At 72.8% G+C, this 11,613-nt stretch carries 13 protein-coding genes; 4 read left to right on the top strand and 9 right to left on the bottom strand.

Translation table 11 applies throughout. The annotated features are described in order from the left end of the window. The first annotated feature begins 94 nt into the window (after window positions 1-94). A complete protein-coding gene (locus DDE18_RS03695) occupies window positions 95-622 on the top strand; it encodes a SigE family RNA polymerase sigma factor (protein ID WP_116570838.1) in 528 nt (175 codons plus the stop codon). Further along, entirely contained in the window at window positions 619-1,809 is a 1,191-nt protein-coding gene (locus tag DDE18_RS03690) for a hypothetical protein (protein ID WP_116570837.1), read from the top strand. Before DDE18_RS03695 ends, DDE18_RS03690 begins: the two co-directional genes overlap by 4 nt. 40 nt (window positions 1,810-1,849) lie before the next feature. Here DDE18_RS03690 and DDE18_RS03685 read toward each other — a convergent pair whose 3' ends face one another. Both DDE18_RS03685 and DDE18_RS22585 read right to left on the bottom strand, forming a co-directional pair. Beyond that, entirely contained in the window at window positions 1,850-2,434 is a 585-nt protein-coding gene (locus tag DDE18_RS03685; protein ID WP_133241142.1) for a hypothetical protein, read from the bottom strand. A 29-nt stretch (window positions 2,435-2,463) separates the two neighbouring features. Continuing rightward, a complete protein-coding gene (locus DDE18_RS22585; protein WP_133241141.1) occupies window positions 2,464-2,856 on the bottom strand; it encodes a hypothetical protein in 393 nt (130 codons plus the stop codon). Window positions 2,857-3,170: 314 nt separating this feature from the next. Between DDE18_RS22585 and DDE18_RS03675 the strand changes: the two genes are divergently transcribed. Together DDE18_RS03675 and DDE18_RS03670 are read left to right on the top strand one after the other, a co-directional pair. Beyond that, the gene (locus tag DDE18_RS03675) at window positions 3,171-3,587 is read left to right on the top strand and encodes a hypothetical protein (protein WP_116570834.1); all 417 of its coding nucleotides are present in this window, start codon (window positions 3,171-3,173) and stop codon (window positions 3,585-3,587) included. Next, window positions 3,584-4,975, top strand: coding sequence for a hypothetical protein (locus DDE18_RS03670; RefSeq protein ID WP_116570833.1), 1,392 nt, complete (start codon window positions 3,584-3,586; stop codon window positions 4,973-4,975). Before DDE18_RS03675 ends, DDE18_RS03670 begins: the two co-directional genes overlap by 4 nt. Before the next feature lie 7 nt (window positions 4,976-4,982). Here DDE18_RS03670 and tsaD read toward each other — a convergent pair whose 3' ends face one another. The 7 genes from tsaD to DDE18_RS03635 are packed head-to-tail and all read right to left on the bottom strand — an operon-like array spanning window position 4,983 to window position 11,613. Next, complete coding sequence (tsaD, locus tag DDE18_RS03665) at window positions 4,983-6,029, bottom strand: tRNA (adenosine(37)-N6)-threonylcarbamoyltransferase complex transferase subunit TsaD (RefSeq protein ID WP_116571014.1); 1,047 nt, start codon at window positions 6,027-6,029, stop codon at window positions 4,983-4,985. Next, complete coding sequence (locus tag DDE18_RS22770) at window positions 6,022-6,501, bottom strand: GNAT family N-acetyltransferase (RefSeq protein ID WP_165821005.1); 480 nt, start codon at window positions 6,499-6,501, stop codon at window positions 6,022-6,024. The genes tsaD and DDE18_RS22770 overlap by 8 nt, the downstream gene beginning before the upstream one ends. Continuing rightward, complete coding sequence (gene tsaB / locus DDE18_RS03655) at window positions 6,498-7,136, bottom strand: tRNA (adenosine(37)-N6)-threonylcarbamoyltransferase complex dimerization subunit type 1 TsaB (RefSeq protein ID WP_116570832.1); 639 nt, start codon at window positions 7,134-7,136, stop codon at window positions 6,498-6,500. The genes DDE18_RS22770 and tsaB overlap by 4 nt, the downstream gene beginning before the upstream one ends. Window positions 7,137-7,146: 10 nt before the next feature. After that, window positions 7,147-8,022 carry a tRNA (adenosine(37)-N6)-threonylcarbamoyltransferase complex ATPase subunit type 1 TsaE gene (gene tsaE, locus DDE18_RS03650; protein ID WP_116570831.1) on the bottom strand — a complete coding sequence of 292 codons (876 nt, stop codon included), beginning with the start codon at window positions 8,020-8,022 and terminating at the stop codon, window positions 7,147-7,149. Beyond that, the gene (locus DDE18_RS03645) at window positions 8,019-9,080 is read right to left on the bottom strand and encodes an alpha/beta fold hydrolase (RefSeq protein ID WP_116570830.1); all 1,062 of its coding nucleotides are present in this window, start codon (window positions 9,078-9,080) and stop codon (window positions 8,019-8,021) included. Before DDE18_RS03645 ends, tsaE begins: the two co-directional genes overlap by 4 nt. Continuing rightward, window positions 9,077-10,219, bottom strand: coding sequence for an alanine racemase (gene alr, locus DDE18_RS03640; protein ID WP_116570829.1), 1,143 nt, complete (start codon window positions 10,217-10,219; stop codon window positions 9,077-9,079). Before alr ends, DDE18_RS03645 begins: the two co-directional genes overlap by 4 nt. Before the next feature lie 23 nt (window positions 10,220-10,242). Further along, the gene (locus DDE18_RS03635; protein WP_170313257.1) at window positions 10,243-11,613 is read right to left on the bottom strand and encodes an NAD(P)H-hydrate dehydratase; all 1,371 of its coding nucleotides are present in this window, start codon (window positions 11,611-11,613) and stop codon (window positions 10,243-10,245) included.

Here is an 11,613-nt window from a genome sequence, read left to right as displayed (position 1 = left end):
GATGCAACCCAACTCCCCCACCTCGCGTCCTCACAGCGATTGGATAGGAGGTGGAGCGTTGTCCGGAACAACGAGCGTGGTCGCGGGAGACCTGATGTCGCGTAGCAGGGACGAGCAGTTCTCGTCGTACATGGCTGCGCGACAGCCTGCCCTGCTCCGCACGGCATACCTGCTCACGGGTGACCGCGCTTCCGCCGAGGACCTCGTCCAGACGGCGCTGGCCAAGCTCTACCTCTCGTGGGACAAGCTGCGCGACCACGGGGCGGTGGACGGCTATGCGCGGCGGATCCTGGTCAACGAGCACAACTCGCTGTGGCGCCGCGCGTGGAAGCGCAAGGAGCACACGACCGAGACGCTGCCGGAGGCGCCGCACGTCGACGAGTACGACGAGGGGCTGCGCGGCGAGCTGTGGGACTTCGTCCAGACGCTGCCGCCGAAGCAGCGCAGCGTGATCGTGCTCCGCTACTACGAGGACCTCAGCGAGGCGGAGATCGCCGCCGCCCTGGGCGTCTCCGTCGGCACCGTGAAGTCGCAGGCCAGCAGGGCGCTGGCCGCGCTGCGGCAGCGCGCACCCCGGTCACTCGACCCACGAGCCAGCGATCCCCGGGAGGAGGAGCGATGAACACCCACGACGAGCTCGAGCGCGAGCTGGCGGCCACCCTGCGGGGGCGCGTGGACCACCTGGCCGACGCTCCGCTGACGCTGCACGACGTGACCGGCAAGGCCCGGTCGATCCGCCGCAACCGGCGCCTCGCGACCGGGGCCGGCCTGCTGGCCGCTGCCGCGGTGATCGTGCCAGTGGCGATCTTCTCCGGCGGCGACGCACGGCGGGCCGAAGAGCCCATGCCCGTGACGCCGGTGCCGACGCCGGTCGCCGAGCAGGTGGTGCTGTCGCCCGACGCCCCTGTCGGCGAGGCCCCGCGCGTCGCCTGGATCGAGGGCCGGACCATCCACCTACCCGACGGCACCACCATCGCGACCGAGCGGCCATACGTCTCGGTGCACCTGGTGGCGGGCGACGTCCTGGCCGTCTGGAACGACGACGAGACCGGCTTCAAGAGGATGGACGAGCTCGACGAGTCCGGCGAGGTCTTGGCCTCCACCCCGATGGAGGGACCGGTCGTCGCCAACGAGGACGGCTCGGTGATCGCCTACGCCCTGGGGGGTGAGCACGGTCCGATCCAGGTCCGCACCGCTGAGGCCACGACCACGATCGAGGCAGACGTCCCCTACGGCATGCTCACCGCGGTCAACGGTGCCGACGGCTGCCCCGACGGCTGCGCGATCTACTACAGCGCGCCCGGCCCCGAAGGAGGCATGGGCCGGGTGGACCTCGACGGCAACGTGACCAGGCCGGTCACCGACGTACTGAGCATCAGCGACGCCCACGGTGACCGGCTGGTCGCAGGGCTGACGGCTGCCGACTCGATCGAGCTGACCTTCTGCAGCGCGGTGTTCGAGGGGGGCGCCCGGAAGTGGGAGACGTGCGAGACCTCGCTCGAGGCCTTCTCGCCCGACGGCGCCTGGGTGATGGCGAGCGACGCCTACCAGGACGGCGCCGGCCAGTCGATGGTCGCGATCCTCGACACGGGGAGCGGCGGGCGTCAGGTGCAGTACGACGCCGGCGACGGGTTCGTGAACTACCGCATCTGGGAGGACGCCACCCACCTGCTGGTCGCGCACCACTCCTTCGCCGACGGCCTCTGGCGGCTCTACCGCGTTGGCCTGGACGGATCCGTGGAGCAGGCGGCCGAGCCACGCAAGTCGCCCGACTACGCCGAGTCCCCGTTCATCCTGGTGGAGCAGTGAGGTCCCGCTTCAGCCCATCTGCAGTGACGCCAAGTCCTGGTCAGTCCCATTCCATCGACGCGAAGATCGACTCCATGACAGGACGGATCACCTCGTCGCCACCTTCACCAGTGGCGAACGAGTAGTGATACTGCCTTCCCCGCGCGGTGCAACCCACGACGATCTCGTACTCATCGTCGGCACGGTTGTGCCCCACGATCTGGTAGGCGCTGCAGATCGGGAGCTCGATGTCCTCGACCCGACGGTACTTCCCGCCCTTCTGGCGCTCCTTGAGTGTCTCGGCGGCCATGTACTCCGTCTCGCTCGCTAGGTCCGGCCAGTCGCGGGCCGTCATCGTCAGGGAGGGGAGCGCATAGGCAGCCATCTGGCCTGACGCAGAACCAGACGTGACATACCACTTCTTCGGCAGCCGGAATCGCGACGACTCCATCTCGTAGAGCTTTCCGTCGGCCGGCTCGACCGACGGTGTGCCCTCGTTGGGCTCACTCGTGGGCGCCACCGAGTCGGCTTCCGTAGTCGCTGTCTCTCCGCCGGGCACACCCGCCGGTGGCCCGTCGGCACCACCCGACGTACAGCCGCCCAGCAGCACCACGCAGGCGGCCGTCGCCGCCATCGATCCCCTCATGGGTCCCCGTCCAAGCCGTCAGGCGGCTGTCACTTCCAGGTCCAGCTGGCGAGGATCGAGTCCATGACCTGGTCCCGCTCCTCCTCCGAGACCTCGGGGTCGAAACCGAAGCCGATGTTGTAGGTGACGCCCGCGTAGTGCGACGCCATCCGCACGAAGTAGTCCTTGTTCTGCGAGATCCCCTTGCCCTCCAGGTGGGTGGCGCGGATCCCGTCGAGCTCGAAGTCTGGTAGCCGCTCGTAGGCGACGCGACCCTTGTTCTGCTTGATGATGGCCTTGGCAGCCTCGTCGAGAGTTGCTCCGTAGGTGCCGAGCACAGCGACGGCAAACCTGTTCGCCGCCACGTCGGCACGCGATCCCGTGGACGCGATGTGTTCCGTGAGCATCGACTCATCGACGTCCCAGCCCGTGGGGATGTGCACCGTCGCGTGCTCGAGATTGATCCGGCGACCGTCTGCCGGAGCGACTGCCGATGGCACCGGAGTCTGCGACTCGGACGATGCAGGCTCTTCGGAGGCTGCGGACGGGCTCGATGACGGCGTCACGGTCGGCTCTCCAGCCGCCGGATCCTGCTCGCTGCACGCGCCCGCCACGAACAGGAGCACGGACAGTCCCGCCAGCAAGACTGACTTCATACAAGCCTCCAACCCGATTTGGACAGACGTCACCGTAGTGGATGACGATGAAATTCCCTGATGGGGGTTTAGACGGCTCTCGGGCCGGGAACGGGGACGACATGCTGCTCGCAGACATCAACCTGGTGAAGAACGCGCTCACCGTCGCGGGGGTCACGATCACCCCCGAGATCAAGGAGATCCTGGACTCCCTGGAGCTCGACGCCGACAAGCTCGCAGCCGCCAAGCCGATGGGACTCGAGCCCACCTGGTTCGGCGACTCTCACTCGGGGGGCTACCGCTTGGCCACCAACGCCAACCTGGCGCACGAAGTGGTCATCGAGGCGTTCGAGGGCATGGCCGACAACCTGCGGCACCTCGGCACCCAGCTCGAGGCCTATGCCAAGGACGTGACGGGGATCGACGAGAACGACGGCGTGACCTACTCGAACCTGGCCACCTCGACGGAGTGCATCTCCTCGCCGACGTTCAACGCCGCTGCGTGTGCGGCGCCAACTCCGGCGGGAGGCGACTCATGACCAAGGGACCTGAGCGCCTGCAGCTCGAGAAGTACCTGTACGGCGAGCGCCATTCCGCCATCAGCGACTCGGGCACGGACTGGAAGCAGAAGGCCGAGGCGCTCGGGCTCATCGCCGACGGCTTGGCCCAGGGCGCGCCCAACGTCCGTGACATCCTCGGTCAGCAGAGCGAGACCGCGAACGCCCTCCACGATGCCTTGCTGAAGAGCTCCAAGGGCATGCGGGCGAAGTCGGAGAAGCTCGCGGCCGGCGGAGAGGCCCTCGAGCACGTGTCGGGCGTCATCAAGAACGCCCGGGCGGCGCTCGACTCGATGGAGGACCTACAGGCGCCGCCGCCGTACGTGCCGCCGAACCGGACCCCGGGCGTCCAGCCGACGCCAGAAGAGATCGAGGCCGAGGGCAAGGCCAAGACGAAGGCCGACTCGCAGCAGGCGGCGTACCAGCAGGCGTACAGCCAGCAGGAGTCGGCCGCCTCGACGTGGACGACCAAGCTGGACGGTGCGTTCATCGACGCCATCCCGCCGATGAAGGCGATCCACGGGATGCCCGACCCCACCGAGCCGGCGAACATCCCCGGCGGCCCCGGCGGCCCAACCGGCCCCGGTGGACCCGGCGGTGTCCCGCCTGGTCCCGGCACCACCACCACTCCGCCGCCGCCTCGGGACGTGACGGATATTCCCCCGCCGAAGGACCACGACGACGAGCCCCCGCCGCCGAAGGACCACGACGACCCGCCGCCGCCGAGGCCGCCCCACTTCGATCCGGTGCCACCGGAGTGGCCGCCGCCCAACCCGACGGACTGGCCGCCGCACCCGCAACCGCCGAACGGCCCTGGCGACGGCCCGACGACCACCTACGGCGGTGCCCCCCAGGGTGGCACCGACTACAACCCCAGTGGCCCCGTGGGCGCACCGGGCGCCCCGAGCACCTCAGGCGGTGTCGGTGCCGGCGGCGTGGCCGCGGCAGCACTGGGCGGCGGTGCCATCGGGGGTGCCATCAAGGGCGCGATCTCGGGCGCTTCCAGCCTGCGCTCGTCCGGGGTCAAGGGCATCGGCGCCACCAGCCGGGCTGGCGGTGCCAGCTCGCTGTCCCGCAGCGCGGCCGCCAACGCCGCCGGCCGTGCCGCTGCCGGCCGGGCCGGTGCAGCCGGCCGCGCCGGAGCCGCAGGTGCGGCAGGCCGCGCCGGAGCCGCGGGCGCGGCCGGCAAGGCCGGTGGTCGCGGAGGCGCAGGCAAGGCCGGCGGCCGGGGCGCTGCCGGTGCCGGCGCCGGCGCTGCCGGTCGCCGCGGCGGCAAGAAGGACGAGCGCGAGCAGGACCAGCGGGACGCGATGGTCTTCGAGCAGGACTGGCTCAGCGACGAGGACGGCGGTCCCGGCGTCCTGAGGTGACCCGGACCTAGGCCACCACGGTGGTCACGGGCTGGGACGAGTCTGCAGGGAGGTCGAGCGCCGACGGCGCTCGACCTCTCTGCATGAGCTCGGCTCCCAGGGCGGCCACCATGGCACCGTTGTCGGTGCACAGCCCCGGCCTCGGCACCCGCACCCGGAGTCCTTTCGCGGCGGCGCGCTCCACGGCCATCGCCCGCAGCCGGCTGTTGGCGGCCACGCCGCCCCCGATCAGGATGTCCTCGACCCCATGGGTCGCCGCGGCGTCCAGCGCCTTGCGCGTCAGCACGTCGCAGACCGCCTCCTGGAAGGACGCGGCGACGTCGGCCACGTCGATGGTCGCGCCGGCCCGCTGCTGGGTCTCCACCCAGCGCGCCACCGCGGTCTTGAGCCCGGAGAACGAGAAGTCGAACCTGTGTCGCTCGAGGTCGCGGCGGCTGGTGAGCCCGCGGGGGAAGTCGATCGCCACGGCGTTGCCGCTCGCGGCCGCCCGGTCGATGTGCGGCCCGCCCGGGAACGGCAGCCCCAGCAGCCGCGCGACCTTGTCGAACGCCTCCCCTGCCGCGTCGTCGATCGTCGCGCCCAGCGGGTCGACACCCGTGGTGACGTCCTCGACCAGCAGCAGGCTGGAGTGGCCGCCCGAGACCAGCATCGCCAGGCACGGCTCGGGCAGCGGCCCGTGCTCGAGCTGGTCGACGGCCACGTGGGCAGCGAGGTGGTTGACGCCGTAGAGCGGCTTGCCGAGCGCTATCGACAGGGCCTTGGCGCTCGCGACTCCCACGAGCAGGGCACCGGCCAGGCCAGGCCCGCTCGTCACGGCGATGCCGTCCAGGTCGGTCAGGGCCACACCGGCGGTCTCGCACGCCCGCTCGATCGTCGGCACCATCGCCTCGAGGTGGGCCCGGCTCGCGACCTCCGGCACCACCCCGCCGAAGCGGGCGTGCTCGTCGACGCTGCTCGCGACGGCGTCGGCCAGCAGGGTGTGCCCCCGCACGATGCCGACCCCGGTCTCGTCGCAGGACGTCTCGATCCCCAGCACGAGCGGCGCGTCAGTCATGGTCGCCATTGTGTCGGATCGATGATGGCGTGCCCGTGCGGGAGGCACCGCTCTGCGGGAGGTCGCGCAGCAGCACGAGCGCGTCGGAGCCGTCGCGGTAGTAGTGGGGTCGCACGTCGACCTGCGCGAAGCCGCGGGCGAGGTAGAACGCGACGGCCCCCCGGTTGCCGGCGGACACCTCGAGCAGCATCCGGTCAGCCTCGCCGGTGTGGGCGAGGGCCTCCTCGAGGAGGGCGGACGCCAGGCCTGCGCGACGGCAGTCGGGGCGCACCCCGATGCGCAGCAGGTCGGTGATGTCACCGGCCGTCGCCGTCACGACGTAGCCGCGCAGCCCGTCGTCGACCGCGAAGTGCCGGCCGGGCGCGGTCAGCTCGGCCGCCAGCGCCTTCTCGTCCCAGGCGTCGACGCCGAAGAGGTCGGCCTCGAGGGCCGCGAGGGCCGGGATGTCGGCCGGTGTCGCGGAGCGGATCACAGGACCGACTTGGGCGCCCTCGCCGCCTCGACGTCGGGACGGCGCAGGTAGAGGGGGTCGGGGTCGAGCAGCTCGGCACGCTCCTCGGCGACCACCCGGGCGAGCCAGCCGGCGCTGGGGCGGACGGGTCCCACGGCGTGCGGGAACGCCGCCGGGTAGAGCACCGCACCCTCCCCCACGGTGGGCGCCTCGCTGGCGACCGTGTCGGGCCTGGCCACCACCGGCCCCGACAGGCGCGCGCCCGCCTCGTCGTACGACGCCAGGTAGACCTCCTTGCGCCGCGCATCCGTGGCCACCAGGAAGTCGCCAGTGACGGCGCCGGAGTCCACGGCCTCCACGGCGAGCACGTCGAGGGAGCACACGCCGTAGACCGGGATCTCGAGCGCGTGGCCGAGCGTTCGCGCGGTGACCAGGCCGACCCGCAGCCCGGTGAACGGACCCGGGCCCACGCCCACGGCGACGGCGGTGAGGTCCTGCCGCACCAGTCCGGTGTCGGCCAGGACCGCCTCGATGAGCGGGGCGAGCTGCTCCCCGTGCTTCATCGGCCGCACGGAGAGCCGCTCGGCGACCACGTCGGAGCCGTCGTGCAGGGCGACGGTGACGAGTGGCGTGGCGGTGTCGAAGGCGAGCAGCACGAGCCCGAGGCTACTGGGCGCCCACGCGGCGCAGCTCCACCCGCCGGGAGTCGAGCTCGTCGGTCGCCTCGTCGGCGACCGCGCGGGTGATGACCACCTCGAGCCTCGAGTCCGCCAGCTGCTCGGCGACGCCCGTCCCCCACTCGACGACGGTGACCGCCTCGTCCAGCGACGCGTCGAGGTCGAGGTCGTCGAGCTCGGCGGCACCGCCGAGCCGGTAGGCGTCGACGTGGACGAGATCAGGGCCCTCGCCGAGCGAGGGGTGGATGCGCGAGATCACGAAGGTGGGCGACGTGATGCCGGGCCGCACGCCCAGCCCCTCGCCGAGGCCCTGGGTGAAGGTGGTCTTGCCGGCTCCGAGCTCGCCGGTGAGCAGGACCAGGTCGCCGGCGCGCAGCGCCCGGCCGACCCGGGCTCCCAGCTCCTGCATCGCCTCGGCGTCGGGCACGTCGTACGACGACGCGGCGGGCCTGCGCAGCTCCACGTAGGGCGAGCGGCGGTCGACCTCCACGAAGCCGCGGCGGGTCCAGAAGTCGATCGTCCCCGGCAGCTCGACCCGGGCGAGGACGGCCCACTCCTCGGGCCCGGTGATGGCCTCGAGGAGGGCGTTGGCGATGCCGAGTCCCTGGGCGTCGGGCAGCACGCCGAAACGGCGCAGCCACAGCGTGTCGCGATCACGCAGCAGCAGCACCGAGCCGACCGGGCGCCCGTCGACGGTCGCCAGCAGCCCCCCGTGGTCGCGCAGCTCGGCGGCGACGTGGCTGGCGTCCTCGGCCAGCGCGTCGGCCGGCGGGTCCAGCGGCGGACGCGCAGAGAAGGCCGCCTTGACGACGGCCGCGACCTCGGCGGCGGCCTCGGGGCCGACGCGGCGTACCTCGACGTTCACCCGGCCGCCTCCACGCGAGCCGTGGCCAGGCTGATCAGGTCGTCCAGCTCCCTGTTGACGTCGTCGTGCCTCTCCAGGGTGACCATGTGGCCGGCGCCCTCGCACTCCAGCAGGCTCGACCCGGCGATGCGGGTGTGCAGCTTGCGGCTGTGGTCGATGCCGGTGATCTTGTCCTCGGTGCCGCAGATGATCGACGTCGGGACCGAGCCCAGCACCTCCACGTGCTCGAACTTGTCCAGCGTCGCGAAGGCGGGGTAGAAGTCGGCGGCCACCGAGAACGGCGTCGCGTCGAGCATCCCGTAGAGGAACTCGACGTAGTGGCCGGGCACGTCGTCACCGAAGGCGTAGCGGTCGGCGAGGACGTCGGCGACGACGTGGCCCCACTTGCGCGCCAGGTCGACCACGCGGTGGCCGCGGTCGAGCACCCGCACGAAGCGGCCGATCACCGTGCCGCCCAGGCCCAGCGGGATCATCGGGAAGAGGACGCGCCCGGGGTCGAGGCCGCCCGCGGTGGTCGAGACCAGCGCGACGCCGACCACCTTGTCGCCGAAGAGCTCGGGGTGGTGCTCGGCCAGGGAGATGATGCTCATCCCGCCCATCGAGTGGCCGATGACCACAACCGGGCCGGGGGCGGTGTCCTCGATGACCCGGGCCAGGTCCTTGCCGAGCTGCTCGATCGTGCAGTGGTCCTCGGGCGAACGTGCTGAACGGCCGTGTGATCGCTGGTCGTAGTAGACGGCCCGGACCTGACCGCGGTAGGCGGCGCGCTGGAAGTGCCAGGAGTCGAGGCTGAGGCAGTAGCCGTGCACGAACACGAGCGTCAGGTCGCCGGCCACCTGCCGGCCGGCCGCGGGCTCGTCGACCTCGACGTGCAGGTCGACGCCGTCGTCGGCGACGACGGTGAGCCGCGGGCTGTGCAGGCTGCCGAAGGGAGTGGTGTCGCCGGCCCCGCGGCGGGCGATCACCCGGTGCTGCTGGGCGAACCGCGCTGCCGTGCCGGCAGCCACCAGGCCGGCAGCGCCGGCAGCGGCTCCCAGGATCCTGCGCTTCGCGCTCATGCCGCCCCTGCCCGGTCGACGTACCGCCTGCGGAGGCGTCCGCCGACGCGGGTCACGATCTCGTAGTTGATGGTGCCGACCGCCTCGGCCCAGTCCTGGGCGGTGGGCTCCCCGCGGTCACCAGGCCCGAAGAGCAGGACCTCGTCGCCGACCTCGGCCTGGTCGTCGCCAAGATCGACGACGAACTGGTCCATGCACACCAGGCCGCGGATCGGGCGCTGCTTCCCCGCCACCCACACGGACGCCTCGTTGCTCGCGGCCCGCGGGACGCCCTCGGCGTAGCCGGCGGGCACCAGGCCCACCGTCGTGTCGTGGTCGGCGATCCAGGTGTGGCCGTACGAGACGCCGTCGCCGCGCGCGATCCGCTTCACCATGACCAGCGGGGCGCGCACGGTCATCGCCGGGACGAGGCCGAGGTGGGCGGGAGTCTCGCCCGGCGCGGGGTCGAGGCCGTACGACGCGATGCCGCACCGCACGAGGTCGAACCGTGCGCTCGGGCGGAGGATCGCGGCGGCCGAGTTGGCGAGGTGGCGCATCTCGGGGCGGAGCCCGAGGGCCTCGGCGAGGTCGAGAGCCTCCCGGAAGGCCTTCTCCTGCTGGTCGTTGGCGGGGTGCTGCGGCACGTCGCTCGCCGCGAGGTGGGACCAGAGCCCGGTGACCTGGACGCGTCCGGCCCGCTCGAGGTCCGCGGCGTGGCCCAGCACCTGCTCCCAGTCGGCGCGGGTCGCTCCCCCGCGGGACAGGCCCGTGTCGAGCTTGACCTGCACGCGCGCGGGTCCCGCAGCAGCGATCTCGTCCAGCTCGGCGACCGAGTAGGCAGTCACGTCGATGCCCGCCTCGACGGCGGCGGCGTAGTCCTCACCCGGCGCAGCGAGCCAGCACAGGACGGGTCCGGTGTCGCCCGCCTCGCGCAGGGCGAGCGCCTCGTCGAGGGTCGCGACGCCCAGCCAGTGGGCCCCCGCCGCTCGGGCCGCCCGGGCCACCGGGACCATGCCGTGGCCGTAGCCGTCGGCCTTGACCACCGTCATCATCTGCACCGGCCCGTCGGCGGCCACCAGCTCGGCGAGCCGCCGCACGTTGTGGCGCACAGCAGCGAGATCGACGACGATCTCGGCGCGCGCCGGTCCTGGCTCGGTCATGGGCGCAATCCTCGCACCAGCCGTCACAGGTCCCGCAGCACCTGGGGGACGGCGGACGCGACGTCGCCCGCCACGACGGGGCCACCGCGCGACGCCAGCGTGGCCGCCGCACCGTGCAGCCACGACCCCACAGAGGCCGCGTCGAAGGGCTCGAGCCCTGCGGCCAGCAGTGCCCCGATCACGCCCGTGAGCACGTCTCCCGCGCCCGCGGTGCCCAGCCACGGCACGCCGGTCGTGGTCACGCGGACTCGCCCTCCGGGCTCGGCGACCAGCGTGCGGCGGCCCTTGAGCAGCACGACAGCCCCGAAGCGGTCCGCCGCGAGCCGCGCGTGGTGCAGCTGCCGCGCCTCCACCGCGTCGCGCTCGACGCCCAGCATCCGGGCGAGCTCGCCGGCGTGCGGGGTCAGGACGGCCCTGCCCTCGACCGGGGCCTTGGCGTGAGCCAGGGCGTCGGCGTCGACCACCAGCGGTACGCCGTCGGCCAGGGCGTCGTGCAGCGCCTCCTCCGCTCCGTCGGCCGTGCCGGGTCCGACGACCCACGCCTGCACCCGGCCCTCGCCCACGACCTCGGGGTGGGCCACCCGCACCTGCATGGCGACCTCTGCCGGCCCGACATAGCGGACCATGCCGGCCAGCCCGCAGGACGCGCCGGCGACGCAGAGCAGGGCGGCTCCCGGGTAGGTGCCGGAGCCGGCGCGGACACCGACCACGCCGCGGGTGTACTTGTGGTCGGACCCGGCCGGCCTGGGCAGCAGCGCAGCCACGTCGTCGCGCTGGAGCGCGGTGACCGCCGCCTCGGGCAGGTCGAGGCCGATGTCGACCAGGTGCACGGCCCCGGCCGCCACGGCGGCCGGGTCGACGAGGTGGGCGACCTTGTGGGTGCCGAACGTGACGGTGACGTCGGCGGTGACGTGCGGCCCGTCGACCTCGCCGGTGTCGACGTCGACCCCGCTCGGCACGTCCACGGCGACGAGCGGGACACCTGCGAGTGCCTCCAGCACTGCGGCGGCCTCCGGACGCAGCCCGGGACGCCCGCCGATGCCGACGATGCCGTCCACGACCACGTCGGGCCGACGCTCCACCTCGGCGACGACCCGGCCCCCGGCCGTCCGGAGGGCGACGAGCCCTGGCTCGTGGACGCTGCCGCCGAGCAGGAGCGCGTCGACCTGCACGCCCCGGCGGGCCAGCGCCGCCCCGGCGTACAGGGCGTCGCCGCCGTTGTCGCCCGAGCCCACGAGCAGCAGGACGCGCCGGCCGTAGGCCGAGCCGAGGAGGTCGAGCACGGCGTTGGCCAGGCCGGTCGCCGCGCGCAGCATGAGCGTGCCGTCGGGCAGGGCCGCCATCAGGCTCTGCTCTGCCGCGCGGACCTCGGCGACGGTGTGGGCGCTGCGCAC

This window comes from Nocardioides gansuensis (genome assembly GCF_003076135.1).
Classification (GTDB): Bacteria; Actinomycetota; Actinomycetes; order Propionibacteriales; family Nocardioidaceae; genus Nocardioides; species Nocardioides gansuensis.
The sequence above is the reverse complement of the archived record's forward strand: the minus strand, read 5'-3'. Positions and strand labels throughout refer to the sequence as shown.